The organism is Streptomyces odontomachi, assembly GCF_024435355.1.
GTDB lineage: Bacteria > Actinomycetota > Actinomycetes > Streptomycetales > Streptomycetaceae > Streptomyces > Streptomyces odontomachi.
On the sequence record NZ_JAMJWG010000012.1, the window covers coordinates 239,615 to 266,451 of the forward strand.

The 26,837-nt window shown below is 71.6% G+C and carries 19 protein-coding genes; 7 read left to right on the top strand and 12 right to left on the bottom strand.

Annotation, left to right across the window (positions count from 1 at the left end; genetic code table 11):
• Positions 1–125: 125 nt before the first annotated feature.
• The 3 genes from NQO67_RS24510 to NQO67_RS24520 form a co-directional block, all read right to left on the bottom strand.
• Positions 126–2,171, bottom strand: a complete 2,046-nt coding sequence (locus tag NQO67_RS24510; RefSeq protein ID WP_255952371.1) for a hypothetical protein — start codon at positions 2,169–2,171, stop codon at positions 126–128.
• A complete protein-coding gene (locus NQO67_RS24515) occupies positions 2,168–3,070 on the bottom strand; it encodes a hypothetical protein (RefSeq protein WP_255952372.1) in 903 nt (300 codons plus the stop codon). The genes NQO67_RS24510 and NQO67_RS24515 overlap by 4 nt, the downstream gene beginning before the upstream one ends.
• A 154-nt stretch (positions 3,071–3,224) precedes the next feature.
• Positions 3,225–5,612: an ABC transporter family substrate-binding protein gene (locus tag NQO67_RS24520; RefSeq protein ID WP_255952373.1), complete on the bottom strand. Its 2,388-nt coding sequence runs from the start codon at positions 5,610–5,612 to the stop codon at positions 3,225–3,227.
• Between the two features lie 981 nt (positions 5,613–6,593).
• Between NQO67_RS24520 and NQO67_RS24525 the strand changes: the two genes are divergently transcribed.
• The 6 genes from NQO67_RS24525 (at position 6,594) to NQO67_RS24550 (ending at position 13,525) form a co-directional block, all read left to right on the top strand.
• Complete coding sequence (locus NQO67_RS24525; protein WP_255952374.1) at positions 6,594–6,908, top strand: Rv0250c family protein; 315 nt, start codon at positions 6,594–6,596, stop codon at positions 6,906–6,908.
• Positions 6,909–6,923: 15 nt separating this feature from the next.
• Entirely contained in the window at positions 6,924–7,745 is an 822-nt protein-coding gene (gene sdhC / locus NQO67_RS24530) for a succinate dehydrogenase subunit SdhC (RefSeq protein WP_255952375.1), read from the top strand.
• 108 nt (positions 7,746–7,853) lie between these two features.
• Complete coding sequence (locus NQO67_RS24535; protein ID WP_255952376.1) at positions 7,854–9,839, top strand: fumarate reductase/succinate dehydrogenase flavoprotein subunit; 1,986 nt, start codon at positions 7,854–7,856, stop codon at positions 9,837–9,839.
• A gap of 83 nt (positions 9,840–9,922) precedes the next feature.
• A complete protein-coding gene (locus NQO67_RS24540; RefSeq protein WP_255952445.1) occupies positions 9,923–10,702 on the top strand; it encodes a succinate dehydrogenase/fumarate reductase iron-sulfur subunit in 780 nt (259 codons plus the stop codon).
• A gap of 387 nt (positions 10,703–11,089) precedes the next feature.
• Positions 11,090–12,142: a hypothetical protein gene (locus NQO67_RS24545; RefSeq protein WP_255952377.1), complete on the top strand. Its 1,053-nt coding sequence runs from the start codon at positions 11,090–11,092 to the stop codon at positions 12,140–12,142.
• A gap of 75 nt (positions 12,143–12,217) precedes the next feature.
• Positions 12,218–13,525, top strand: coding sequence for a glucoamylase family protein (locus NQO67_RS24550; RefSeq protein WP_255952378.1), 1,308 nt, complete (start codon positions 12,218–12,220; stop codon positions 13,523–13,525).
• 72 nt (positions 13,526–13,597) lie between these two features.
• On the opposite strand, the gene NQO67_RS24555 is transcribed toward NQO67_RS24550, so the two are convergent.
• The 7 genes from NQO67_RS24555 to NQO67_RS24585 all read right to left on the bottom strand — a co-directional run bounded on the left by NQO67_RS24555 (position 13,598) and on the right by NQO67_RS24585 (position 21,674).
• Positions 13,598–14,719, bottom strand: a complete 1,122-nt coding sequence (locus tag NQO67_RS24555; protein ID WP_255952379.1) for a glycoside hydrolase family 18 protein — start codon at positions 14,717–14,719, stop codon at positions 13,598–13,600.
• A 124-nt stretch (positions 14,720–14,843) separates the two neighbouring features.
• The gene (locus NQO67_RS24560) at positions 14,844–17,708 is read right to left on the bottom strand and encodes a SpoIIE family protein phosphatase (RefSeq protein ID WP_374119087.1); all 2,865 of its coding nucleotides are present in this window, start codon (positions 17,706–17,708) and stop codon (positions 14,844–14,846) included.
• Between the two features lie 153 nt (positions 17,709–17,861).
• Positions 17,862–18,260 (bottom strand): ATP-binding protein, encoded by a 399-nt coding sequence (locus tag NQO67_RS24565; protein WP_255952381.1) that lies wholly within the window; start codon positions 18,258–18,260, stop codon positions 17,862–17,864.
• Positions 18,261–18,571: 311 nt separating this feature from the next.
• Positions 18,572–18,973 carry an NUDIX hydrolase gene (locus NQO67_RS24570; RefSeq protein ID WP_255952382.1) on the bottom strand — a complete coding sequence of 134 codons (402 nt, stop codon included), beginning with the start codon at positions 18,971–18,973 and terminating at the stop codon, positions 18,572–18,574.
• Positions 18,974–19,085: 112 nt separating this feature from the next.
• Positions 19,086–19,280, bottom strand: a complete 195-nt coding sequence (locus tag NQO67_RS24575; RefSeq protein ID WP_255952383.1) for an SPOR domain-containing protein — start codon at positions 19,278–19,280, stop codon at positions 19,086–19,088.
• Between the two features lie 550 nt (positions 19,281–19,830).
• On the bottom strand, positions 19,831–20,805 hold the full coding sequence (locus NQO67_RS24580) for a SigB/SigF/SigG family RNA polymerase sigma factor (protein WP_255952384.1): 975 nt from the start codon (positions 20,803–20,805) through the stop codon (positions 19,831–19,833).
• A 116-nt stretch (positions 20,806–20,921) separates the two neighbouring features.
• Positions 20,922–21,674, bottom strand: a complete 753-nt coding sequence (locus tag NQO67_RS24585; RefSeq protein WP_255952385.1) for a GntR family transcriptional regulator — start codon at positions 21,672–21,674, stop codon at positions 20,922–20,924.
• 337 nt (positions 21,675–22,011) lie between these two features.
• Between NQO67_RS24585 and NQO67_RS24590 the strand changes: the two genes are divergently transcribed.
• Positions 22,012–23,139 (top strand): threonine synthase, encoded by a 1,128-nt coding sequence (locus NQO67_RS24590; protein WP_255952386.1) that lies wholly within the window; start codon positions 22,012–22,014, stop codon positions 23,137–23,139.
• Between the two features lie 24 nt (positions 23,140–23,163).
• On the opposite strand, the gene NQO67_RS24595 is transcribed toward NQO67_RS24590, so the two are convergent.
• Positions 23,164–25,476, bottom strand: coding sequence for a DEAD/DEAH box helicase (locus NQO67_RS24595; RefSeq protein WP_374119088.1), 2,313 nt, complete (start codon positions 25,474–25,476; stop codon positions 23,164–23,166).
• A 46-nt stretch (positions 25,477–25,522) separates the two neighbouring features.
• Entirely contained in the window at positions 25,523–26,581 is a 1,059-nt protein-coding gene (locus NQO67_RS24600; RefSeq protein WP_255952447.1) for a PP2C family protein-serine/threonine phosphatase, read from the bottom strand.
• Between the last annotated feature and the right edge of the window lie 256 nt (positions 26,582–26,837).

A 26,837-nucleotide genomic window follows, 5' to 3' on the forward strand; every position in this document is an offset into this window, starting at 1 on the left:
GCGTGCGCCGCCCCTTCAGCCGTCGTCCCCGTCCTCCGTCTCGTCCCCCGCTCCCTCCCCCGTCCTCCGTCTCGTCCCCCGCTCCCTCCCCCGTCCTCCGTCTCGTCCTCCGCTCCCTCCCCGTCTTACGCTTCCTCCTCGTCTTCCTCTTCTTCCTCCTCGTCGTCCCCGTCCTCGTCGTCCGTCTCCTCTTCCTCCTCCAGCTCGCCGTCCCGGTACTCCAGCTCGTCGGCCCACTCCATGAGGTGCTCCGCCAGCGTGCTCTCCTCGTCGAAGGCGAAGTCCTCCATCCACCACGGGGCCGACCGGCTGCCGCCGTCGGTGAGGCCGGACGTCAATTGGGAGTCGACGGCGCTCACCCAGCGGCCCCACCCTTCGTCGTCGCTCTCGTAACTGATCACGGGGACGGGCACGGTCGCCTGTTCGTGCTTGATCATCCAGCTGTTGCGGAAGAAGTCGAACCGCAGGTGGTAGCAGTCGCCGGAGTCGGTGAAGGTGATCGGGGGAACGAGGAAGTGGGCGACGCCGACCCTGGGCCCGACGTTGATGTAGGAGGGGGCGTCCTCGACACCGGACTGGCAGGCGGCGAAGTTCACCGGGGTCAGCGACTTCTTTCCGAGCACATGGATGGTGTCGCCCTGGACCAGGAACCTGTCCGGATCGATCAGCACGTCCTCACCGAGCATCAGCACCGGCGCCGGCATGATGTGCGCCTTCGCGAACGACTGGGCGTCCTCGTACAGTTCGATCACCTCCCACTCCCGGGTCTCGTGGACGTAGTCCTCCCCGGCCCCGGCGTGGAACGGGCAGCACGCGCCGCCGGTGTAGTCCTCCTGCTCCTCCGGTTCGGGAAAGAGCAACGCCTTGTCGAACGGCAGCACGGCCGGCCCGCTCTGCTTCCCCGCTTCGTGCTGCCTGGCCGCCAGGAACCCGGGGATCCAGTCGGCGTCTTCGGCCTCGACGACCTCGGTCGCACACATCGAGCGGAAGGCCTTGTCACCGAGCTTGCAGTTGAAGTGGTCGAGCAGCGCGAGCGCGGCGCACTCGGTGAGCGAGAGGGTGTCGCTCTTGGGAAACCAGAAGTCGTAGCCGTTGGCGACGAAGTGCACGCCGCGGAACTCCTTGTGGAGGAACGGCTCGGGACCGGCGGCCGGGGCCAGGCCATGCCAGTGGGCCTCGGCCACCCGGTTGTAGTACGCGTCCGCGTGCCGGGCCAGCTCCGGGGCGAAGACGCTCTCACCGGTCAGGTAGCAGGCCTTGCTGAACAGGGCGCCGATGCCCGGATCATGGCTGGTTTCGGTACCGGTGTAGATCAGTTCGGTGCGCAGGAAGACCTTGCGGCCGGCGAGGTAAGGGGCGCCCTCGTGCTCGTGACGCTGGTCGAAGAGCACGCAGGTGAACGCGTCGATGTCGGTCAGCGTGCCGCCCTCGCCCAGGTCGAGCACGGGGTCCCCGGACCCACCGGTCAGGTACACCAGCAGCGTGTAGCGCGAGACGTGCCCGCGTCCGGCGTCGTAGTAGGGCGTGTCGAGGTGGCGGTGGAAGTTGCTGTCGCCCGGCTCGAAACGATTGCAGCGGAACACCGGGTTCACATGCGAGAAGCCCTCTTCCAGCCGCTCGGGCAGCACCTTGGCCACCGCGCCGGTGAGCGCGTCGGCGAGCAGCGCGGAGTGGAAGATGAAGCGTTCGCCGCCGCGGGAGTTCGCGTTCAGCGGCGGGACGTAGAGCCCCAGGGCGTCCAGCCGGGTGAGGCGGGCACGGATGTCGTCCCCGAGCCGGAGCCGGAACGTGTACACGCCCTCGGCCAGCTCCGTGGGCTCGCTCGGCACCACGTCCAGCGGGACGGCCTCGAACAGCCGGTCCAGCGGCACGATGTTCTCGAACGTGCGGAACGACAGCTCACACGGGTCGACGAAGACCGCCGCCAGATACGGTGCCGCGGCGCTCGGCCGGGCGAAGAGATCGCGGACCTCTGCGGGTATGCGCTCCGCGGTCACGAAGCGCACCTGCTTGTGCCGCGCCGTCGGGTGCCAGCACACCCCGAGTCCGTCCAGGGTCGCGGCGGGCTCGGCGTCCGTCGCCGCCACCTCGGCACGGTACCGGGCGACCTCCTCCTCGGACGCCGCCCCGGCGGACAGGGCGAAGAAACGGTCACGAAGCTGCGTGCTCATACGCTCCTCCAGTAACTGCGCAGCACGGGCGAGAGCCGGCGGGACGACGCCAGCGCGGCCACGCCCTCTTCTCCGATGTCGTCGGGGTCGAGGAACAGCCGCTGTAGCGAGCCGGCGAACGGCGCCTCGGCCAGTGCCTTCGCGCCTTCCTCGCCGATCGCGTTGTACCGCAGGTCCAGGTCGGTGAGCTGGTCGAACAGCCACAGCAGACGCACACCGTCAGCGGTGACGCCGTTGTACTGCAACCGCAACCGCCGCAGGCGGTTGAACCGCGCCGTCGCGGCGAACGCGGCGAGGCCGGCGTCGCCGATGCCGCAGTACCGCAGGTCGAGCGCGGTGAGCCGGTCGGTGAGGAGCTCGGCGAGCAGGCTCGTGCCGGACTCTCCGACAGGGAGATAGGACAGGTCGAGCTCCGTGAGCCGATCGAGGCTGAGGCCCACGAGGGCGCCGATGTCGACGGGGCGCGTGCGCCCGTCGCCCTCGTCATCCTCGTCCGCATCGCCGTCGTCTGCGTCGTCCGCGGCGGGGGCGGCGTCGTCCGCCGGGCGGATCCGCAGCCCGGTGACGAAGCGCCCCTCCAGGGCCTGCTCGATCAGCTTCGGGGCCTCGTCCGACCACGTCACGCCGACCTTCGTGGCGAACCCGTTCCGGCGCGCCAGGACGGACACGCCCGGCGGCAGCTCGGCGTTCCACTCCGGCTGGTGCCGCTCCGTCAGCGCGGCCATCTCGGCCGACAGCGCCTCGGCGTCGGCCGGGCCGACATGTCTCAGGCGGTGCTCAAGCAGGATCAGGGTGCCGCGCGGGTCGCCCTGTTCGACGAGGGCGTCGGCGTACGAGTGCCATGCGGCGACGTCATCGGGGTCGTCCCGCAGCAGTTGTTCGAGAACCGCAACTTCCATGCGCCAGAGACTAGAAGGAGGCACTGTCAGGTGCCCTACAGGCCTGGCAGTAGGCGACGTCACAAACCCGGCAGTACGCGACGCCCCCGCGGCGGGCACCGGCGGCCGGAGGTCTGAGCCGTCGGCCGCCGGTACCCGCCGCGGGGTGGGCCGGTCACTCTCCGCCGCTGGACGGGGCCTTGCCGGGCGTCACGGACGCGCTCGGCGTCGCCGACCGGTGCTCGGCGTTCGGTCCTGCGGCGCCGTGCGAGGAGTGCGCCCGGGACCCGGCGGCGCCGCCCTTGCGGAAGCCGATGTCCTCGTACCGCGGGTCCTCGAAGCCGAACGCGCCCACGTTCGCGAGATCGGTGCGCACCGCCACCAGCTGGGGCCGCTGGTACAGCGGGATCGATCCGGCCTCCGCCCAGATCCGGGCGTCCGCCTTCTTGATCAGGTCGCGTGCCTTGCCGCCGTCGAGCTCGGTGAGCGCCTGGTCGAAGAGCTGGTCGATGTGGTCGGTGCCGACCCGGGTGTAGTTCTGCTCGACGTTCAGCGAGCCGTCGGCACCCGGCACCGGCTTGGCGAAGATCGGCCGGGCGTCGGTGGCCGGGAAGGCGGAGCCGGGCCAGGAGTACAGGGCCAGGTCGTACTGGCCGGCCGCGATGTGGTCGTTGAAGTAGCTGTCGTCGGCGACCCGGGTCGTCACCGTGCGGATGCCGATGCCGGCGAGCATCCGGGCGATGCGGTTGCCGACCGCCCGCAGCGCCTCGGATCCGGGGCCGGAGGGCAGCACCAGGCGCAACGAGAGCGGCTTGCCGTTCTTGACGAGCTGGGCCGCGCCCGCTCCCGCGGGGGCCGCCGTGCCCTTCGGGGCGTAGGCGCCGGCCGCGCCCTCCCGGTCGGGGTGCTGCCGGCCGTCCTGCCGTGCCGCCGCCTCGGTGTGGTCGATCTGCCCGGCGTCGGCTCGGGCAGGGCGGGCGGTGAGGGCCTCGGTCCAGGCCGCAGAGAGGGCCGCCGACTGGGCCCTGGCGCGCTCCGGTGCGGGCGACGCCGGGTGGCCCTGGGTGGCGTGCTTGCCGTCCTGGGCCGGGTGCTTGCCGTCCTGCGTGGACCCGTGCTCGCCGCCGGCGGCCTTCTTGCCCGGCTCGGCGGCCTCCTTCTTCTTGTCGTTCCGGGCGTTCTTCTCGGTCTCGCCCTTGACCGTGCCGCCGCGCTCCCAGCCCGCGTCGGCGAGCAGCGCCTGGGCCTTGGCCGTGTCCTGCTTGCCGAGCGCCCCGCTGCCGTCCGCGTACGCGTCCTGGCCGGCCAGTGCGAGGTGGCTGCCGACCGTCTTCACGGGCAGCCCGAGGGGCTTGAGGACGAGGCGGGCCAGCGCCTTGCGGTCGATGGCGCGAGCCACGGCGCGGCGCACCCGCTCGTCGGCGAGCGGGCCGCTGGAACCGTTGAGGGCGAGCTGCGTGTAGGCGGGCTCGAAGGATTTGCGGACGGCGAAGTGCCGCAGGGCGTCCTGCACGGCCGCCACCCGGCCGGTGCGGCGCCCCTTGCCGTCGTCGGAGCCGGCCTCGGTGCCCGACGACGCGGTGGCCTCGGCCGACGCGGTTGCCGACGCGGCGGTCGAGGCGGCGGTCGAGGCGGCAGCGGACGGCGAGACGCTGCCGCGGAGGCCGCCGCCCGTACCCTTGCCGTCCGCGGCCCGTGCGATGCGCCTGGCGTCGTCGGTGTCGACGTCGGCGATGTCGACGGTGCCCGCCGAGAGCGCCGCGACCCGCTTGTTCCGCGGTACCTCCTTGAACACGATCGTGGCGAGCTTGGCCCGCTTGCCCCACCACCGCGGGTTGCGGTGCAGCGTGACCTCGCCGTGCGCTGCGTCGAACTTGGCGAGCGTGAAGGGCCCCGCGGTCGCCTTGAGCTTCCGGCGCGCACCGTCGTTGAACGTGTCGGGGCTGCCCATCACCTGTTTGGGGTACAGCGGCGTGAACAGGGAACGCCAGTCCGCATACGGCTGGTTGAAGGTGACCCGGACCTCGCTGTCGTCCTTGCCGGGCGTGATCCTCTCGATACGGTCGTAGCCGGCGTTGCGGGCCGTCCAGAACGCGGTGTTCTTGCCGGACAGGGCGTGCCACTGGGCGGTGAAGTCCAGCGCCGAGATGCGCCGGCCGTCGCTCCACACCGCCTTCGGGCTGAGCTTGTAGCGCACCACCTGCTTGGGCTTGGTGTCGACGACCTCGGCGGACTTGAGGTAATCGGCGTTGCGCTGCGCGCGGCCCCGCTCGTCGATCCGGAACAGGGCCGGCAGTACGGCGCCGGCGACGCGCCCGGTGGCGGTGTCCGCGTCGGCCTGGAAGGTGTTGAGGGTCTGCGGCGTACCGTCGACGGCCCAGCGGACCGTCCCGCCGCCGCGCACCTCGCCACGGGCCGCCGGCGCGACGTCCTGGGCGGCAGCCGGGGCGCCGGAGCCGTCGTGGCCCGAACCGCAGCCGGCCAGCGTCGGTACGGCGAGCACGCCGGTCGTCAGAATCGCGACGGACCGCGGCAGCCGCGGTCGAGCGCCGTCGTGGGACATCTGTACTACCTCCGGGGCCGGGCGGTCCCGGCCGCCTGGGGTGCCAGGTCCTGGCCGGGTCGATCACGTTTGGCGGTATATGGAGCTGATCACATCTATGCGCCCACTGAAGGCGATCCGACGCCCCGCCCCGGGCCGACACGCGCCACGGGCCGGTGAACCCCACTCGCCCGGACCAATCCGGTTCGCCCGGGTCGCCCCTGACGGGGTGCCCCAAGGGGGCGCGGGGAACTGCGCGCGCCACCCACCACCGGCCCGGCGGCCCGGCGGCCCGGCGGCCCGGCCACGACCGAAACACCCCCTCCCAGCCGGTGACGACCTGACGGTCTCGTCGGGGCCGGTCGCGCAGTTCCCCGCGCCCCTTCAGGTGGACTGGGGGCGCCCCCGAACCGGGTGCGGCGCCCTCTCGTCGTCCTGCGCCATAGGGGCGCGGGGAACTGCGCGAACAACCCCCACCGGCCGACGGCCCGCCTACGACCGAAACAGCCCCACCCGGCCGGTGACGACCCGCAGGGTCTCGTCGGGGCCGGTCGCGCAGTTCCCCGCGCCCCTACCGGTGGACCGGAGTGAGGTGGCCGGGACCACCCCGGCCCACCGAGCGGTGCAAACGCGGGCGTACCCCCCGCGTGGCGCACGCTATGTGACGCGTGAGACACGCCCATTCGCTTGGAATCCGCGCAGATCCCTTCCCAATACAGGAAGTGACGCGCAACACTCGCAGGCGCATGCTTGACTCGCGGGTTTGTCTTGCGAACTGGCCACCTCGACGCGCGAGATCCGAGAAAATCAAGCAACTCGGCGACGCGGCAACGTCGCGGCCGGGGACAAGAGAAACACCCGAAGCAGCTCGAGCAACTCAAGAAGGCGACGCCAGACGACGACAAGAGAGCACGAAGCGAGCATCGAGGACGGGCACCGAGGACGAGCACCGAGGCGGACCGGACGCGGGGCACAGCGAGAGAGGCCGGAAGAGGGTACGTCGTGTCTGCACGTGAGGACTTGACCCTGGCCCAGCGCTACGTCGACGACCCGTGCCGGACCGTAGGGCGCGGCGCGCAGGAGATCGGTGACGGCCCGGACGTACGGCGCGTTGGCACCGGCACCGGGCGGCTACGCGAGAGCATCACCCTGTTGCGTGAGTCGACTGCGGCGGCCACCCCCATGGCCACCACCCGCAGGCCCGAGCCGGTCGTGATCCCTGACGGCCCGTACGACAGCTCGCAGTGGACAAAACGCGACAACTTGGACGGTCTGGACGACGAGGGACTCGGCGCCCAAGGCCGCCACGCACCCTGACCCGAGGAACCCCTGTTGGCCACTGGTACCGAATCCCGACCGACCTCCGGCGGTGTACGCGAAGGAACGCGCGCCGCCATCGACGCCCCGCATCTGCGCACCGACCGCTGGTGGCTGGCGCCCGCCGTGACCGCGGCCGGGCTGCTGGCCTTCATCGTCTATTCGACCTGGCGGGCCTTCTCCAACGCGGACTACTACTCCGCCCCGTACGTCTCCCCGTTCTACTCCCCGTGCCTGGCGGAGAACTGCAAGAACATGCCCGGCGGGCCGAACTGGGACCTGTTCGGCAGCTGGTGGGGCCTGTCCCCCGCGCTCCTCATCCTGATCTTCCCGTTGAGCTTCCGACTGACCTGCTACTACTACCGCAAGGCCTACTACCGGGGCTTCTGGGCGTCCCCGCCGGCCTGCGCGGTCGCCGAGCCGCACAAGTCGTACTCGGGTGAGACCCGCTTCCCGCTCATCCTCCAGAACATCCACCGCTACACGTTCTACCTGGCGGTGCTGGTGGCCGGGGTGCTGACGTACGACACGGTGATGTCGTTCCGCGACGAGCACGAGCACTGGGGCCACATGGGCCTCGGCACGATCATCTTCCTGATCAACATCGTGCTGATCTGGGCGTACACGTTCTCCTGCCACTCCTGCCGGCACATCGTCGGCGGGCGGCTCAAGCACTTCTCGAAGCATCCCGTGCGCTACCGCCTGTGGGGCTGGGTCGGGAAGCTCAACGCCCGGCACATGCAGTTGGCCTGGTCGTCGCTGATCAGCGTGGCCGTCGCCGACTTCTACGTGTACCTGGTCGCCAGCGGCGCCTTCAGCGACCCGCGGCTTTTCTAGCCCCGCGGCCGCCCGCGGGTCCACGATGGGCCCTGTGGGGTCCACGATGACGAGGGACCGGCCGGCGGCGGCATTCGTGACTGTTCTGGATGGGATGCGACACAAGCAATGGCTCAAGTGGAACGTCAGCAGTGGGACGTGGTCGTGGTCGGCGCCGGCGGCGCCGGACTGCGGGCCGCGATCGAGGCACGCGAGCAGGGCGCGCGGACGGCGGTGATCTGCAAGTCCCTGTTCGGCAAGGCCCACACGGTGATGGCCGAGGGCGGCATCGCCGCGTCCATGGGCAATGTGAACTCGGGCGACAACTGGCAGGTGCACTTCCGCGACACGATGCGCGGCGGCAAGTTCCTCAACCAGTGGCGCATGGCGGAGCTGCACGCCAAGGAAGCGCCCGACCGGGTGTGGGAACTGGAGACCTGGGGCGCGCTCTTCGACCGCACCGAGGAAGGCAAGATCTCCCAGCGGAACTTCGGCGGGCACGAGTACCCCCGCCTCGCCCACGTCGGCGACCGCACGGGACTCGAACTGATCCGCACGCTCCAGCAGAAGGTCGTCTCGCTCCAGCAGGAGGACTTCAAGGAGTCCGGCGACTACGAGTCCGGGATCAAGGTCTTCCAGGAGTGCACGGTCACCCGCATCCTCCAGGACGAAGACGGCCGGGTCTCCGGAATCTTCTGCTACGAGCGCGAATCCGGCCGCTTCTTCGTGATCGAGGCCCCCGCGGTGGTGCTCGCCACCGGCGGCATCGGCAAGTCGTTCAAGGTGACCTCGAACTCCTGGGAGTACACCGGCGACGGCCACGCGCTGGCGCTGCTGGCCGGTGCGCCGCTGCTGAACATGGAGTTCGTGCAGTTCCACCCGACGGGCATGGTCTGGCCCCCGTCGGTGAAGGGCATCCTGGTCACCGAGTCGGTGCGCGGTGACGGCGGTGTGCTGCGCAACTCCGAGGGCAAGCGGTTCATGTTCGACTACATCCCGGACGTCTTCAAGGAGAAGTACGCCCAGTCCGAGGATGAGGGCGACCGCTGGTACGAGGACCCGGACAACAACCGCCGCCCGCCCGAGCTGCTGCCCCGTGACGAGGTGGCCCGCGCCATCAACTCCGAGGTGAAGGCCGGCCGCGGCTCCCCGCACGGCGGCGTCTTCCTGGACGTGTCGTCGCGTATGCCGGCGGAGGTCATCCGGCGCCGGCTGCCGTCCATGTACCACCAGTTCAAGGAGCTGGCCGACGTCGACATCACGGCCGGGCCCATGGAGGTCGGGCCGACCTGCCACTACGTGATGGGTGGTGTCGCGGTCGACTCGGACACCGCGGCGGCGCGCGGCGTGCCCGGACTGTTCGCGGCCGGTGAGGTCGCCGGCGGTATGCACGGCTCCAACCGGCTCGGCGGCAACTCCCTGTCCGACCTGCTGGTATTCGGCCGCCGCGCGGGGCTGCACGCCGCCGAGTACGCGGCCGGCCTCACCGGCGACGGCCGCCCCGCGGTCGGCGAGGCCCAGGTGGACACGGCGGCGGCCGAGGCGCTGCGCCCGTTCTCCGCCGAGGCCGGCGAAGGCGAGGAGGGCGCCAAGGCCGGCAAGGACGGTAAGGACGGCAAGGGAGCCGCCCTGCCGCCGGAGAACCCGTACACCCTCCACCAGGAACTCCAGCAGACCATGAACGACCTGGTCGGCATCATCCGCCGGGAAGGCGAGATGCAGCAGGCCCTGGAGAAGCTGGCCGACCTGCGGGTACGCGCCCGGCGTGCCGGCGTCGAGGGGCACCGGCAGTTCAACCCCGGCTGGCACCTCGCGCTCGACCTGCGGAACATGCTGCTGGTCAGCGAGTGCGTCGCGCGCGCCGCACTGGAGCGCACCGAGAGCCGCGGCGGCCACACCCGCGAGGACTTCGCGACGATGGACCGCAACTGGCGCCGGGCGAACCTGCTGTGCCGGCTCGCCGACCCGACCGGTGGCCTCGCCGCCACCGACCCCCAGAGCGGGCAGATCGAGCTGACCCGCGAGGAGACCCAACCCATCCGAGAAGACCTGCTGGCCCTCTTCGAGAAGGAGGAGCTGGTCAAGTACCTCGCCGAAGAGGAGCTGTACGAGTGACCACCGCAACATCCCCGAGCTCACAGGGTTCCCCGTCCGAGGGGCCCGCGAGCGGCACCGCCTCCCCGGACACCACGCCCGGCGTGGCGACCGCCCAGTCCTACGAGGCGCACTTCCGGGTCTGGCGCGGCGACACCGACGGCGGCGACCTGGAGGACTTCAAGGTCGAGGTCAACGAGGGCGAGGTCGTCCTCGACATCATCCACCGGCTCCAGGCCACCCAGGCGCCGGACCTGGCGGTGCGGTGGAACTGCAAGGCCGGCAAGTGCGGCTCGTGCAGCGCGGAGGTCAACGGCCGGCCGCGGCTGATGTGCATGACCCGCATGTCGGTCTTCGACCGCGCCGAGACGATCACGGTGACGCCGATGCGTACCTTCCCCGTGGTCCGCGACCTGGTCACCGACGTGGGCTTCAACTACACCAAGGCCCGCGAGGTGCCCTCGTTCGTGCCGCCCAAGGACCTCGGTCCCGGCGAGTACCGGATGCAGCAGGAGGACGTGGACCGCTCGCAGGAGTTCCGCAAGTGCATCGAGTGCTACCTGTGCCAGAACACCTGCCACGTGGTGCGTGACCACGAGGAGAACAAGACCGCGTTCGCCGGGCCCCGTTTCCTCATGCGGATCGCCGAGCTGGACATGCACCCGCTCGACGCGGCCGAGGAGAACGGCCTCGACCGCAAGCGCACCGCCCAGGAGGACCACGGCCTCGGCTACTGCAACATCACCAAGTGCTGCACCGAGGTCTGCCCCGAGGGCATCCACATCACCGACAACGCCCTCATTCCGCTGAAGGAACGGGCAGTGGATCGTAAGTACGATCCACTGGTCTGGCTGGGGAACAAGATCCGCCGCCGGGGGGAGTAGGGCCGCCCCGCGGCCCTGGGGTGCCCCCTTCGGGGGGTGCCCCTGCCAGGCGGACCACGCCCTGGAAGGGGCGCGGGGACCTGCGCGACCAGCCACGACGAGACGGTCGGGTCGTCACCGGCCCGGTGGGGTTCTTTCTGTCGTGTCCGGACCACCGGGCCGGTGGGTGGTTGCTCGCGCAGTTCCCCGCGCCCCTTTTTTGGGCACTGCGTGCCCCTCGAAGAGCGAGCAGCGCCCCTATTCCCAGCGCCTTCGGCGCCCCACGGGAGGGGACACGTAGTGTCCCTATAAGGGGCGCGGGGAACTGCGCCACCAGCCACGACGCGACCCGCAGGCCGTCACCGACCCGCGCCCCCTTCCAGGGCACGCCTGTGCCAGACTCCGCGCATGCGGAAAACCCGGATAACCCTGTCGCCCCGTCTGCGCGTCGGCCGTCGCACGGTCGGACAACCCCGCGCCCGGGCCGGACGACCCGCCGTCCGGGCCGGACGGCGCCCGGCCAACCGTCCGGTGGCCGCGGTGTTGCTCACCGCGGCCCTGGCGGCAAGCGCCGCCTGCGGCTCGGAGTCCGCCGGCTCCGACGACACCGGCGGTACCGGCGGCAAGGACGGCACCACCTTCACCCGGGCCCTCGCCGCCGTACCCGCCTCGCTCGCCGGTGAATCGATCATGTTCCGGGACGTCGGCAGGGCGCGGCCGCTCGTGGAGTCCGGGAACCGGATGTACGCGGCGCTGGACACCTACGGGATCCCGGAGCTGGGCCAGTACGCCGCGCTGGACCCGAAGAAGGACATGGGCTTCGACCTGAAGCAGGTCAAGACGTCCTTGACGGTGAGCCAGACCCCCACGTCCTTCCTGACCGGCACCTTCGACCCGGACGCCGTCAGCAGCGCCCTGGCGAAGCACGGCTACCACGCGAGCAAGGACGACACCGGCACGCACCTGACGAAGTCCGGCTCCCCCACCGTCGACGTGACCGGCACCGTGCGCAGCGAACGCACCTCGGACGACTCGCCCAAGCTGCCGCTCACCCCGCCGAAGAAGTCCGTGCTCGACGACGCGGCATACCGGGCGGCGGCCGACTGCCTCGGTGACACCTACGAGGCGACGCTGTACGGGAAGGGCGCCGGGAAGAACAAGGACGTGGTGCTGCTCGCCATCGGCGGCCGGCTCAGCGGAGGCAAGGCCTCGACCGAGACCCTGTGCGCGGTGACCGCGTCGAAGGACGCCGCCGACGCGACCGCGAAGGCCCTTCGTGAGAAGGAGACCGCGGCGGGCAAGCGGTACGCGGGTTCCGAGGTCACCGTCGGCGACGGCGACACTCCCGTCGTGTCGATGACCTGGAAGAACAAGAACGCCTCGGGATCACGCCCGGGAGACAGCGACCGGACGCTTGAGCTGCCGTCGCTGCTGCTGAAGCTCTTCGGCACGTCGGGCTGACCGCCCCCGGGATCCGCAACCCGCCCGGCCGCGCCCGCCGCATCTGCCACCGCCCGACCGTCGAGGACTGCCCGCATGGACACCGACCTGATGCGGACCTGGTTCCGCGACACCTACCGCTCGATCGAGACGCTCACCACGGAGCACAGCCTCACCGCCGACGCCATGGACCTCTCCGGCTCGGGCCGGCCCACCCCCGTCCGGCAGACGTCGCCCACCAACATCGGCTGCGGCCTGTGGTCCACGGTGGCCGCGGCCGGGCTCGGCGTCATCGACCGCGCCACGCTGCACCGCAGGCTGTCCGGCACGCTGGCCGCCGTGGAGCGCCTGGAGCGGCAGCACGGCTTCTGGCTCAACTGGTACGACCCCTACGACGGTTCGACGCTCACCAGCTCCCCGGACAGCGGCGAGGAGGTGCGGCCGTTCCTGTCGACCGTCGACAACGCCTGGCTGATCGCCGGGCTGCGCATCGCGGCCGACGCCGACCCCGCGCTGCGGCCCCGCATCGCACGGCTGCTGGCCGGCGCCGACTGGTCGTACTTCCACACGCCGTACGACCCTGCCGACCCGGTGAACCACCCCGGCCAGCTGCGCGGCGGATTCTGGACCGACACCGGCGAGCCCACCCCGCACCACTACGGCTCGTTGAACACCGAGCCGCGCATGGCCAGTTACCTCGGCATCGCCGACGGCAGCCTGCCCGCCGAGCACTACTGGTGCCTGCTGCGCACCGATCCGCCCGGCCAGGTGCAGGAGCAGGAACCCGACGGCGAACACCGCACCGTCGGACGGGTGCGGATGTTCAACGGCCACTACACGTACCGGGGCCGCGCCCTCGTCCCGACCTGGGGCGGTTCCATGTTCGAGGCGCTGATGGTGCCCCTGTTCGTGCCGGAGCGCACGTGGTCGCCGCAGGCGTGGGGCGCCACCCACGGACGGTACGTGCTCGGCCAGCTCGAGCACGGCCTCTACGAGGCGGAGTACGGCTACTGGGGCTTCTCGCCGGCGAACGTCCCCGACGGCGGCTACGACGTGTACGGCGTCGCCGCCCTCGGCATGCAGACGGACGGCTACGACTCCAAGGGCGTCGTCACCCCGCACGCCTCCTTCCTCGCCCTGCCGTACGAGCCCCGGGCCGCCCTGGACAACCTCACCGCGCTCGCCCGCGACTTCGGCGCCTACGACGACGGCTACGGCTTCCGTGACTCCGTCGACGTGACCACCGGCCGGGTCAGCGACTTCGTGCTCGCCCTGGACCAGGGCATGATCGCCGCCGCGCTGGCCGAGCAGCTGCACCCGGGGCTGCTGCAACGCACGTTCAGCACCGGCGGTTTCGCCTCGCGGGTGCGTCCGCTGCTGGCGCAGGAACGGTTCAGCATCTAGCGGGGGACCCGGTGCCCGGCGGCCGGCCGGCTCGGCTTCTGACGGCCGGCCCAGCGTCGCCGACCGGCCCGCTCAGCGCACCCACCCGGCCCGGTACGCCGCCCAGTCCTCGTCGCGTGCCGTGAAGTCCACGTACAGGGCGAGACCGAACCTGGCCCGGTCCGGGTCGGTGCGGCCGAGGCCGAGCCGGGCGCCCCGTACCGCGGCGGGCACGGTCTCGGCGAAGCCCCAGTGGCTGGGGTTGTTCTCCTGGTAGAAGGGCAGCCCCATCAGCAGGTCCGTGGTGCGCGGCGTGACCTCCAGGGCGAGCGTGGTCTGTTCGGCCACGTAGCCGCCGTAGAGGCTCTCCAGGGGCATCGCGGTGTCGTACGACATGACGGCGATCTGGTCGACGCGGCGTGCGACCCGCCCGAAGAACGCCTGCGACCACCACTTCGGGTGCCCCTTCACGGCGCCGGCCACGGAGTGCAGGTGCGGCAGCGGGTCGATCTGGTGGGCGGCGACGGACAGCACCGCGCTTCGGGAGCCCGTCAGCGGGTGCAGCCGATCCAGCAGGGCCAGGTAGTCGGCGTCGTCCGAGTGCAGCGGCTCCAGGTCGAGGTGGACGCCGTCGAAGCCGGCGTCCAGCACCTGACGGGTGGAGCCGACCATGCGGTCCCGGGTCGCGGCGTCCTCCAGGTGCAGCCCCACCGGGCCCTCGGTGGCCAGTTCGTCGCCGAGCCAGGCCTGGACGCGCACGCCGGGCAGGGTCCGGTGCACCTGCCGGATCAGCCACCGGGCCTTGGGATACCGGTTCCCCGGCAGCGTTCCGTCGTGTTCCCAGGGGCCCGTGTGCACGTACAGATCGCGGATGCCGGTGCCGTGCAGCCGTTCGGCGAGCGCCTCGAGGTCGGCGTCGTCCTTGCGGCCGTCGACCCAGGCGTGGCCGAGCCACAGCGCGTCGCGGTCACGGGTGGTCGTACCGGCGGCCGGGTCACCGCCGTAGTTGATCCGCAGCGCGATGCCCGCCGCGGCGAGCGGCAGCACGATCAGCAGGACCAGGGCGAGCACCAGGCGCTTCGGCCACTTCAGGCGTGGGCTGCGCCAGCCGCTTCGCATCCCTCGCCAGCCGCGCCGCAGCCGGCCCACTTCGCTGCCCGCCTGCGCACTCCCCGTCTCGGCCGGTGCCTCTTCCCGCACATCGTCCATCGCCATCCCCCGCCTTCGCCCTTGACCGTTCTTCCCGGCCCGTCCCCCGATGTCCTGAACGAGAAGGGTAAAGGGTCGCGGCGAGGTCACGGCCGGGCAGGGTCGGAGGGGCGCGGCCGGCCGGGCGGGGTCAGAACAGGCTCAGCAACGCCTCGGACGGGTCCTTCATCTTGGCGTTGCCGTCCGGCAGCGGCATCTCGAACCAGACCGTCTTGCCGCGGTGCGTCCGGCGTGAGCCCCAGGCGGAGCTGAGCAGCTGGACGAGTTGGAGCCCGCGACCGCCTTCGTCGGTGTCACGGGCGCGGCGCCGGCGCGGCTGGACCAGGTTGGCGTCCCAGACCTCGCACACCACCGTGTGGTCGAGCAGCAGCCGTAGCCTGATCTCGCCCTCGCCGTACCGCAGGGCGTTGGTCACCAACTCGCTGACCAGCAGCTCCGCGGTGTCCACCAGGGGTTCGAGGTCCCAGGTGAGCAGTTGGGCGCGGGCGTACTCGCGGGCCCGGCCGACGCTGAGTGCCTCGCGCGGCAGGATCCAGTCGCCCACGGCGCCGGACGGCAGCCCCTGGATGCGTGCCATGAGGAGCGCGACGTCGTCCTCGCCGTGCGCGGTGTTGAGGGTGGTGAGGACGTGGTCGCAGACGTCCTCCAGGGGGCGGGACGGCTCGGTGAGGGTGCCGAGGAACGCCTGGAGGCCCTCGTCGAGCGGATTGTCGCGGGACTCCACGAGCCCGTCGGTGTAGAGCGCGAGCAGCGCGCCCTCGGCGAGCTCGACCTCGACCTCCTCGAACGGTTCGCCGCCCACGCCGAGCGGCATGCCGGGCGGCACGTCGAGCATCAGAGCGTCCTCGCCGGGCTCCACGACGACCGGCGGCAGATGGCCGGCGTTGGCGAAGGTGCACCGCCGGGTCACCGGGTCGTAGACCGCGTAGATACAGGTGGCGAGGTAGACCTCCAACAGGTCGGCGTCCTGCCGCTCGTCGGACTCCCGGGTGTCGCCGGCGCGCGACCGGGACCGTGCGGCATGGGATCGCTGGACGCCTCCGGGGGTGCCCAGGCCGCTGGCGATCTCGTCGAGCGCGGAGAGCACCTCGGCGGGCTCCAGGTCGAGCAGGGCGAGGGTGCGCACGGCGGTGCGCAGCTCGCCCATGGCGACGGCGGCGCGCAGGCCGCGCCCCATGACGTCGCCGACGACCAGGGCGGTGCGGTGTCCGGGCAGTTCGATGACGTCGAACCAGTCGCCGCCGACCTCGGTCGCCGCGTTGCCGGGCAGATAGCGGCAGGCGATGTCGAGTCCGGAGGCCTCCGGGTCGCCGGGCGGCAGCAGGGAGCGCTGGAGGATCAGGGCGCGCTCGTGCTCACGGCGGTACAGGCGCGCGTTGTCGATGCACACGGCGGCGCGTGCGGCGAGTTCGACGGCGAGCGCGCGGTCCCGGTCGCCGAACGGCTCGCTGCCCTTCGTACGGGAGAACTGGGCGAGTCCGACGACGGTGTCGTGGGCGACCATCGGCACGGCGAGGGTGGACTGGATGAGGCCGCCGTCGGCGGGGATGTGCCGGGGGCGGCCGATGCGCAGCGCCTCGGCGCACGGCGAGGCGAACGGGTAGTGGTGCACGGCGCCGACGCTGACCGGGGGCGAGCCGCCGGAGCTGTTGGCGAACGGGGCGTCGGAGACGGCGCTGGCGTAGGCGACCCGGCGAAGTTCGGCGCTGCCCGAGCCGGACTGCGGGCCGGTCGCCGCCCAGCGCCCTGACGGCGACTCGTCGCCCTGGAGCAGGCCCTGGTAGAGGTCGACGGAGGCCAGGTCGCAGAAGCCGGGGACGGTGACGTCCAGCAGTTCGCGCGCGGTGGTCTCCAGGTCGAGGGAGTTGCCGATGCGGGCGCCGGCCTCGTTCAGGAGGGCGAGATTGCGGCGGGCGTGGGCGGCCTCGCGGGCGGCGGCGTGTCTGCGGGTGACGTCGGTGCCGATGCCGGCGACGCCGATCGGGGCGCCGGAGCCGCCGTGCACCCGGTAGAGGTTGATCGCCCAGTGCCGGCGCTCGCTGGAGCCGGGGACCGGGCCGACCAGTTGCATCTCGTTGACCGGGTCGCCGGTCTCCAGGACGCGGCGGATGGCGGCGGTCAGCCGGTCGGCCTCGCCGCGCGGGAGGTAGTCGTGGACGCTGCCGCCGCGGTGGTCGTCGGCGGTGCCGCCGAAGACGGTGGCGAACCGGTGGTTGGTGCGCCAGACGCGTAGGTCCGTGCCGAACAGAAGAAAGCCAAAAGGAGATTGGCCGAAAATCGCCTGCGAGGCGGCGAGCTCGGTCTCGATCCCCCGCAGGATGCGGACGTCGATGACGATACAGACGGCGGAGTGCTCACCGTCCGCGTTCTCGGTCGGCATCACATAGATCTCGGCGACTCCCTCGCGGACGGCGTCAGGGCGGCCTTCCTGCGTGCCGTCCTCGCCGGCTGCTGCCTCGTCACCGTCCAGGGTGTGCTGTACGTACCCGGCCTGCTCGCCGTCGCGGGGCGCGGGTAGCCGGAACGGGACGGACCCGGTCCACTCGCGGCCGTCGAGGATCTCCGTCATCTTGCGCTGGCCGCGCTCGCGCAGGTCGGCCGGCACGAAGGCCTCGATGGGGTCCTTGCCGAGCGCCCGGGCCGCGGGGATGCCGAAGAGCCGCTCGGCCCGCTTGCTCCAGTGGTCGACCAGCCCGTCCGGGCCGATCGAGAACGAGGCGACCTTCAGATAGTCGTAGAGCGAACCGGGCGGGGTGCTCTGCCAGGTGGCGTCGGCCGGACCGGTACTCACGGCCGCATCAGCGGATTCGTACGGTCCTTGGCCCAGGGCTCCGTGGCCGGTGTCGCCGCGCGTGCTACGCGCGCCGTGGTGCGCCGGGCGGTCCTCCGCATCGCCCGAGCCGCCCGCGGCGCCGGGTGGCGCGCCGGGCGCACCGCCCCGGGATCCGTCCGACGGCGATCCGGGCGCCGTGGACTTCGCTGGTATCTCGCTCACGCGAACCGTCCCCTCCAGCTCACCGCGTCCGGTACCGGCCACCGAGTTCAGCCGTAGGCAGTATCCAGCACTTCCGGCCCACACGACACGGTGTTCACGATCACAGCACGGTCCCGACTCGTTTCGGCCGCCGGGACCTGCACACCCAGTCTTCTAACCAGGCAGGGACAGCTCGAACCACACCATCTTCCCCGTGTCGATCCGTTCGGTCCCCCAGCGGAGCGCCGAGCAGGCAAGCAGCTGGAGCCCGCGGCCGCCCTCGTCGTCGACCCCGGCGGCATGGGCACAGGGCAGGTCAGGGCGGGCGTCCGAGACCTCCACCAGCAGGGCGCCGGGGATCACCGCGGGGTACACCAGACGGATGCCTATGGGGCCGCCCGCGTACCGCAGCGCGTTCGTCATCAGCTCGCTGACCAGCAGGATGGTGATGTCGACGAGGGGGGTGAGCCGCCAGCTGTGGAGCTGCCCGCGGACCTGCGTACGGGCGGTGTGCACGGCGCAGGGGTCCGCGGGAAAGGTCCACTGGACACAGTCCCCGGCAACATCGGTCATGCCGATCACCTCGCTAGCCGGCTCACCCCCGAGCGGGTAGGAACATGGCGACGACGTCAAGCCAAGGTCAACTCGTGGTCGAGATCAGAGGGATATCCGGAGTGTCAGAGGGGTGCGGCGATTTAGCATGATTTAGCACTTGCTAGTACCCATATGCCCTATTACTCATATACCCTTCATCACCCTCCGTATTCCCCCTCCCTATTCGCCGCTTGGCGGGCTGTGGGAAACGGGTCTGGCCCCGGTGCCGTGACGCCCCGGTGCCTCGGCACTCCGGTGCCGTGGAAGTGAGGCCGGGGCGGCCGGGGCGCTCAGGTCAGCTGGCTCGCGGCCTTGAGGTCGTCGAACAGCAGCTGGTCCACGGGGGGCACCAGGTCGCGGTGCGCGTACGAGAACCAGGCGATCTCCTCGATCTCGCTGCTGACCGCCAGGGTGCCGCGGTACTCCGCGGTGTAGCAGCTCATGCGCACCACGGAGCCGCCCGGGTGCCCGGGGGCGGCAGCCTCGTACGTGCCCACGTGCGTGACCGTGCCCGGGTCGAGGTGCACGGTCAGCTCCTCCTCGATCTCGCGCAGCAGGGTGTCCAGGTCGCTCTCCGCGCCCTCACGCTTACCGCCGGGGATGTAGAAGACATCCTTGCCGCGCGGGCGCGCGCAGAGGATGCGTCCGTCCTCGATACGCACCCATGCCACCGTGTCGATCAGCCCAGACAATGTCCGATTCCCGTCATTCGCCGCCGGTCGGGCAGGACCCTACCGGGGCACGGTGACGGCCTCGCACCCTGCGCTCCACTGCGGTGCAGGCTCCGCCCGCGGGCCTCCACGCCTACGGGGTGCTGCTCGACTCGAGGCGCTCGACCAGGTACAGCTTCCGGGCGCCGTGACCGTCGAGTCTGTTCGCCATCTTCTCGGCTTCCCGCTCTGCTTCCGCCTTGGTCGCGTAGCTGCCGATCCGGTAGCGATTGCCGTTGTCATCCTTGCGTATAACGAGCCAGACGAGCTGGGTCGCGCTCTCGCTCATGGCGTCTCTCCACCCCCTGTCTCTCTGTGCCTCGCCCCTGGCTGTGCCTCTGGCCCGCAAGCGATCTCGGCATCCACGGAAACCGCACTGCGCATATGCCCGAGCCTACGCCCGACCTTTACACAGCGGATACGAAATTGCACGAAGAGGTACGCAACCAGCCATGACGTGACGCACATCCGTGCATCACGTCGTCAGGTGTTCTCGGTGCCGGCAGCGACGGGGGCGCCGGGGGCGCCCGGGGCCTAACCAAGGGCACGGGGAATGGCGGGAGCAACCCCACCCGACGGCCGGTGGGCCGGACACGACAGGGGCTGCCCCTTTGGGGCGGTGACGACCTGACGGGCCCGCCGGGGCTTGTCGCGCAGTTCCCCGCGCCCCTTATCAGCAGCGGCGCCGAAGGCGCCCAACAAGCAGGGGCACGGGGAATGGGGCGAGCAACCCCACCCGACGGCCGATGGGCCGGACACGACAGGGACTGCCCCTCTGGGGCGGTGACGACCTGACGGGCCCGTCGAGACTCGGCCCGACGGGCCGGGGCGGTGGTGGGTCAGTCGTCGGAGAGGACTCCGGCGCGTAGGCGGGTCGTGATGCGGGTCAGTAGGCGGGAGACGTGCATTTGTGAGACGCCCAGTTCGGCGCCGATTTCCGCCTGGGTCATCTCCGCACCGAAGCGGAGTTGCAGGATGCGGCGGTCCCGCTCCCCGAGTTGCTCCACCAGCGGCTTCAGGGCCTGGACGTTCTCCACGATCTCCATGTCGTCGTCCGGGACGCCGAGCACGTCGCCGAGGCTCTCGGCGCCCGGTTCGCTACCGCTGTCCAGGGGTGCGTCCAGGGAGGACGCGGTGTAGGCGTTGGCCGCCACGACGCCCTCGGTGATCTCTTCCTCGTCGCGGCCGAGGTACTCCGCGAGTTCGGCGATGTTGGGCGAGCGGTCCAGCCGCTGGAAGAGTACTTCCGTGGCCTTGGCCAGCTCGATCCGCAGCTCCTGGAGACGGCGCGGGACGTGCACGTCCCAGCTGGTGTCACGGAAGAACCGCTTGATCTCCCCGATGATGCACGGCATCGCGAACGACGCGAACTCGACCTCCCGGCTGAGCTCGAAGCGGTCGATCGCCTTGATCAGCCCGATGGTGCCGACCTGGACGATGTCCTCCATCTGGTCGGACCGGGCACGGAACCGGGTGGCGGCGAACTTCACCAGGGCGAGGTTGAGTTCGATGAGGGTGTTGCGTACGTCCTGGTACTCCTGGGTGCCCTCTTCCAGTTCGTCGAGCCGGGCGAAGAACAACTTCGACAGCTCGCGGGCGTCCTTCGGGGCGACCTCGGACGGATTCGCGATGTGCGGGAGCTCGCCCTCCACGGGGGAAAGCCCGTGCTCCGGTGGTTGCTTCGGCCGTACGGCTGCGGGCGCAGCCTCGTCGAGCGCGGTGTGGTGCTCCCCCACTGCCTGAACGGCGTGGGAGGTACCCCCATGCCGGTCGACGTCACCCTGCGCGAGTCCAGTCGGGACCCCAGCTGCCATGGACACTGTGTCCTCCCCTTCTCCGTGGTGCCAGTGCGCCTACCCAACGGGTGCGTTGACATGCCACCCGTTCTGCCGGCGTCCCGGAGTGCCGTGGATTCGCCGGCCGGGCCCGGTCACTTGACGGGGAGGTGGTACGCGATGCGGTAGCGGTCGGCCGGGACGATGACGTCGGCCGTCTCCACTGCACGTCCCGAGGCGAAGTAGGTGCGCCGGATGTCCATCACGACATGCCCGGGGACGCCGCCGAGCATCAGCAACTCGTCCGCGAGGCCGGGGCGGGCGCCGACTTCCTCCGTGACGTTGTCCACCACGAGGTCGAGGGCGGCCATGCGCTCGACGACGCCCATGCCGCCGAGCGGGCCCTCCTCGGGGAGCATGACCGGGCTGCGGCCGGTGAGCGCGAGGGGCTCCCAGGAGGTGGAGATCATGAGAACGTCGGAGGCGTCACGGAAGACGTAGCGGGTGCGCATGACGGGGTCGCCGACGGGGATGTCGAGGCGCGCGGCGATACAGGCGGAGGCCTCGATCTGCTCGCTGCGCGACTCCCAGGTGCCGCGCACGGCGGGGTCGGCCTGCTCCTGGCGGAAGGGGGTGGCGCCGCCGGCCGGCCGGAAGCCCGAGCGGGCGATCCGGCGCGGCTCGGGCCGCTCGCGCACATAGGTGCCGGAGCCCGAACGCCCCTCGACAAGCCCCTCGGCCATGAGCACCTTGCGTGCTTCCAGCGCGACGGTGTCCGAAACGCCGTACTGCTCGCGGATTCTGGCTTGCGAGGGGAGCCGGGTGTGAGGAGGCAGCGAACCGTCGACGATCTTCCTGCGGAGATCACCCGCGACACGCAGGTATGCCGGCTGCTCACCGAATGTCACGAGCCACTCCCATCGGATGGACAGACAGCAACAGCGTGGCAACCGTGGGTTGTTACGGCAAGTAAAGGCCTGAGAATCACTCGATGTGATGACAGCCCCGCGCACCAGGGACTTTGCCATGGGCGGGATCGTTCGCCCCCGAGACGCATCCACCCGTTCGGACCGACGGCTGCCGCGGGACCGGACTCCGGTACGGACCACGGCGCCGCTCCCGGCGATCCGCCCTCCCCCACCGCCGGTTCCGTCCCTGCGCCCCGTCACCGCGTCCCGCCCCCGCCTCCGCCTCCGGCCCCGCGCCCCGTCACCGTGCCCCGTGAATCGTGATTACGCTGCGGCCATGACAGCCTTGCCGGATCGCTACTGCCCCACCGACGGCACCCGGGTGCCGACCGACGCGCCCGCCTGGTGCTGCCCGGTCTGCGGGGGCCCGCTGGACCTGGACTTCACGCCCACTCCCGCGCCCCTGAAGTCCCTGGCGGGGCGGGTCGGGTCGCTGTGGCGGTACGCCGAGTCGCTGCCGCTGGCCACACCGTCCGTCTCCCTGGGTGAGGGGCGAACGCCCCTGGTGGAGCTGCGGGACGGCGTCTCGGCCAAGCTGGACTACCTGATGCCGACGCTGTCCTTCAAGGACCGAGGCGCCGTGCTGCTCGCCGAGCTGGCCCTGCGGCTCGGCCCGCGCCGGGTGATCGCCGACAGCAGTGGCAACGCGGGCACCGCCGTCGCCGCGTACTGCGCCCGTGCCGGGCTGCCCTGCACGGTGTACGTGCCCTCGGGCACCTCGCCGAAGAAGCTGGAGCAGATCACGGCGCACGGGGCACGCGTCGAGGTGGTGCCGGGCGACCGGGAGGCGACGGCGGACGCCGCCCGCCGAGCCGCCGACGAGCCCGGCACCTTCTACGCCAGCCATGTCTACAACCCGTACTTCCTGCACGGCACCAAGACCTACGTGCACGAGATCTGGGAGGACCTCGGCGGCCGGCTTCCGGAGGTGCTGGTGGTCCCGGTGGGCAACGGCACCCTGCTGCTCGGTGCCGCGCTCGCCGTCGAGGAACTGCATGCGGCGGGCCTGCTCGATCGACGCCCTGCGCTGTACGCGGTGCAGTCGGCGGCCGTCGCCCCGCTCGCCGAGGCCTGGCAGCAGGACGCCGAGGACCTGCTGGACGGCTCGGGGACACCGGCGCCGACCCTCGCGGAGGGCATCGCCATCCCCCGCCCGCCCCGCGCCCGGCAGATCCTGCGCGCGGTGCGCACCTCCGGCGGTGCGTTCCTGACCGTGACGGAGGACCAGATCCGCCACGCCCAGCGCGACCTGGCCTCCCGCGGCCTGTTCGTGGAGTCGACCGGGGTGGCCTGCTGGGCGGCGATACGGGACCACGAGGCGTTCAAGGACGGTGCCGGGGGCCGCACGGCGGTGGTGCCGCTGTGCGGGGCCGGGTTGAAGACGGGCCTCGCCACGTCACCCTGACCTCGGGGTGGCCGGGGACCTGCGCTACCGGGCGGCCAGCCGGCGCTGCTCCTCCTCGACGATCTGCCGGGCCAGCGTCCGGTCGGAGACGTCGACGGCGTCCGGGGTGGCGTCGGCGATGTCGCTGCGGCGGGCGTAGGCGTCGAAGAGCCGGGACTTGTTCTCCAGGATGTCCAGCATCCGCTCGTCGACGCTGTGCGTCGCGAGCAGCCGGTGCACCTGCACGGTGCGGACCTGGCCCATGCGGTGCGCACGGGCCACCGCCTGGTGTTCGAGGGTGGGCTTGACCTGCGGCTCGCAGAGGATCACCACGGACGCGGCCTGGAGGTTGAGCCCGACACCGCCGGCCTCGATCTGGCAGAGCAGCACCGCGTGGCCGTCGGCGGCGGCGAACTCGTCGACGAGGCGCTGCCGGCGCGCGGCGGGCACCTCCCCGGACAGCGGGCCGAAGACGGCGCCCCCGGCCGCGTTCTCCGCACTCGCCCCGTTCGCTGCGTCCCCCAGGGCGCCGGTGACCGTGGCCAGCACGTCGCGGAAGTACGAGAACACCACGACCTTCAGGCCGTTCTCGGCGGCGTCGGCCACCAACTCGCGCAGCCGCTGGAGCTTCGCCGAGGTGGCGGGGCGCGCGTACGCGGCCCGGCGCATCGCCATGAAGTTCCCTTCGGCGACGGCCTGGCCGTAGGCGGTCTGGTCCTCGGCGGAGAACTCCTCCCACTCGTCGACGTGCACCAGCGCCGGCAGTTCCGTGAGCACGTCCCGCTGGTTGCGGCGCAGGTAGGCCGGGGCCACGGCCCTGCGGAAGGCCTGGGAGCCGGCGGCCGCGTCGCTGCCCTGGAGGGTGGTCAGCAGCTCGGGCTTGAGGTGGCGGACGAGGCTGCGGAACTCCTCCACGCGGTTCTCCATCGGGGTGCCCGTCAGGAACAGCACCCGCTCGCAGTGCCGGCTCCAGGCGGCGACGGCGCGGGCCCTGCGGGTGGCGGGGTTCTTCACGTAGTGCGCCTCGTCGACTACGAGCAGCCCGGGCAGCACCGGGCGGTCCCCGTCGGCGCCGCTCCCGCGGCCGGCAGCGGCAGGCCCGTGCGGTGCCGGCAGCGCGGACAGCACGTCGAAGGTGGTGATCGCGACGCCACCACCGGAGCGCCACTCGGCATGCGCGTCATGGCGCTCGGGGCCGTGCAGCGGCACCGCCTTCAGCGCGCTGCGGGCCCTGATCTCCCGGGTCCAGTTGATCAGCACGCTGGCCGGGCACACCACCAGGAAATGGGTGTGACCCTGGGCGGCGAGGTGCGCGAGTGCGGCGATGGCCTGCACCGTCTTGCCCAGGCCCATCTCGTCACCGAGGATGACGCGGCGTTGCGCCAGGGCGAAGCGGGCGCCGAAGGCCTGGTAGCCGCGGAGCGAGACCCGGCAGTGCGTGTCGTCGAGGTGCTGGGCGCGGACCCGCTCGGCCACCTCGGACGGCACGAAGCCTTCGGCGGCGGCGATGTCGGCGCTGCCGGGGGCCTCGCCGACCTCGGCGAGCAGGCTGTAGTACTCGGCGGAGCGCAGCTCGAAGTCGACCCAGGACTCGATCTCGGACCCGGGCTCGCGCAGCAGGTCCACCAAGGCCTGCCCGAGCAGCAGCGGCAGTTCCCGCTCGGTGGCCTCTTCGGTCAGCTCCCGCAGCCGGTCGACGGCGGCGAGCGCCCGGGTCCGCTTCGTACGGCCGGTGAGCAGCATCCGCAGGCGGCCGGTGGCGGGCCGGACGGCCGGCAGCAGGGTGTCGAGTTCACGGTCGATACGGGTGGCCTGGTCCACGGCCCGGCGCAGTTCGGGGCCGGCGGCGATGAGCCGGTGCAGGGCCGCGACGAGGGCGGTGGTGCGCGGCTCGGGATGGTCGACGTCGACCCGTACGGCCACCGTCTCGCCGACCGCGTGGGCGATCTGCCGGGCCGCGGCGAGCGCCTGGTCGGCGGTCTGCACCCCGACGCCGGGGATCTGGCGCAGCTCGTAGCGGGTCGACTCGTAGACGCGGCGTACCGAGTCCAGGCCGGCTTCCTCGAGTGCGGCGAGCCGCAGCCGGCCTTCGGTGACGTCCTTCAGGCGGGAGACGGGTATGGACTCCAGTTCCCGTACGACGAGTTCCTCGCGCAGCGGTGCAACGGCGGCGCGGACGGCATCGCAGGCGCGGGTGTGGTCGGTGAGCAGGGTGCGGGCGGTGGTGTGCAGGTCGCGGGCGGTGCCGACCAGCTCCTTGACCCGGCCCGCTGCCGGCCGGCCCGCCGACCGGTCCCGTTCGTCCGCCACCACGCCCTGCTCGCTTCCGTGTCCGCCCCCATGCGGCGGGTGGACCATCCTTCCACACGGCCACCGTCGCGGGGACGCCCTGCGCCCCGGGACGTCACGGGGCGTCGGACGGGGGACGGCAGATGGCGACGACGGCGGCGTCGTCGCCGAGCCGACCGCCGGCGTGGTGGAGCAGGTCGCGCCGCAGCTGCCGCAGGAGCGCCTCGGGTGAACGGTTCGTCCACTGCGCGGCCCGCTCGGCGAACGGGTAGAACACGCCGTCGTGGTCGCGTGCCTCGATCACCCCGTCGGTGTAGAGCAGCACCGTGTCACCGGCTTCGAAGGCGCGCACGTCAGGCGGGCCGCCGATCCCCCCGAGGCCGATGCCCAACGGTGGTGCCGGGTTCACGTCGAGGTGGCCGACCGACTTGCCGGGGCTGAGCAGCAGGGGCGGCGGGTGGCCGCAGCTGGTGATCCGGATGATCGGTTCGTCGTCGGGGATCTCCAGCAGCAGGACGGTGGTGAAGCGTTCCTCGGCGTCGTCGCGCGACCGGAAGTCGGCCAGGTAGCGTTGCACGCTGCATTCGAGGGCGCCGGCCAGGCGCGCCAGGGTGGCGTGCTGGTGGGCGGCCTCACGGAAGGCGCCGAGCAGCAGCGCGGCCTCGCCGATCGCGTGCATGCCCTTGCCCCGTACGTCACCGATGATCACCCGGGTGCACCCGTGCTCGGTGCGGGTCGCCGCGTACAGGTCGCCGCCCATCAGCGCCTCGTCCTCGGCGGCCAGGTACATGCTGGCGACTCTCAGCGGCCCGAGCCGTGTCGGCAGCGGCCACAGCACCACTTCCTGCGCCGTCTCGGCCACCGACCGCACCTGCGCGAGTTGCCGGTTGCGTCGCTCCCGCACCACGGAGAAGAACACGACCAGGATCGACAGCATCGCGATGGTGGGGATCTGCACGAGATGGTTGGTCGTGGCGATCCCACCGTGCGCGGCGGCGATGATCACTTGGGACACCACCGCGAGAGCGCCCACCAGCGCCGTACGCCAGGGACCGGCGAAGGAGAGGGTGATCGCGGGCGCGATGGCCAGAGCCGGGCCCAGGTGGATGTCGTCAGGCGCCAGGACGTCCACCACGGTGATCGCGACGATCAGCAGGATCGGGAACAGCAGCATCCCCCACCCCGTGGGCCGCTGCCGCCGCAGACGGCCGACGCACTGCCGGACGTTCACGCCTTCTACCCTGCACCGTTCGACATGGACCAACAAACCAGACGAAGCATAATGAATCACTCACAGTCTGGCGGAACGGGACACCCACGGCGCGCACGAGCGGGCGGTGCCGCATCGACACCGCCCGCCCTCGCACATCCGCGCCCCGGGACCGGCCGCCGGGCTCGAGTGCGGCCGGGCCCGGACTCGCCGGGTCCGC

Bases quoted from the DNA above. Each gene is read 5' to 3' on its own strand.
- NQO67_RS24510 (WP_255952371.1), bottom strand. From the start codon at position 2,171: ATGAGCACGCAGCTTCGTGACCGTTTCTTCGCCCTGTCCGCCGGGGCG.
- NQO67_RS24515 (WP_255952372.1), bottom strand. From the start codon at position 3,070: ATGGAAGTTGCGGTTCTCGAACAACTGCTGCGGGACGACCCCGATGAC.
- NQO67_RS24520 (WP_255952373.1), bottom strand. From the start codon at position 5,612: ATGTCCCACGACGGCGCTCGACCGCGGCTGCCGCGGTCCGTCGCGATT.
- NQO67_RS24535 (WP_255952376.1), top strand. From the start codon at position 7,854: ATGGCTCAAGTGGAACGTCAGCAGTGGGACGTGGTCGTGGTCGGCGCC.
- NQO67_RS24545 (WP_255952377.1), top strand. From the start codon at position 11,090: ATGCGGAAAACCCGGATAACCCTGTCGCCCCGTCTGCGCGTCGGCCGT.
- NQO67_RS24550 (WP_255952378.1), top strand. From the start codon at position 12,218: ATGGACACCGACCTGATGCGGACCTGGTTCCGCGACACCTACCGCTCG.
- NQO67_RS24555 (WP_255952379.1), bottom strand. From the start codon at position 14,719: ATGGCGATGGACGATGTGCGGGAAGAGGCACCGGCCGAGACGGGGAGT.
- NQO67_RS24565 (WP_255952381.1), bottom strand. From the start codon at position 18,260: ATGACCGATGTTGCCGGGGACTGTGTCCAGTGGACCTTTCCCGCGGAC.
- NQO67_RS24575 (WP_255952383.1), bottom strand. From the start codon at position 19,280: ATGAGCGAGAGCGCGACCCAGCTCGTCTGGCTCGTTATACGCAAGGAT.
- NQO67_RS24580 (WP_255952384.1), bottom strand. From the start codon at position 20,805: ATGGCAGCTGGGGTCCCGACTGGACTCGCGCAGGGTGACGTCGACCGG.
- NQO67_RS24590 (WP_255952386.1), top strand. From the start codon at position 22,012: ATGACAGCCTTGCCGGATCGCTACTGCCCCACCGACGGCACCCGGGTG.
- NQO67_RS24595 (WP_374119088.1), bottom strand. From the start codon at position 25,476: ATGGTCCACCCGCCGCATGGGGGCGGACACGGAAGCGAGCAGGGCGTG.
- NQO67_RS24600 (WP_255952447.1), bottom strand. From the start codon at position 26,581: ATGCTGCTGTTCCCGATCCTGCTGATCGTCGCGATCACCGTGGTGGAC.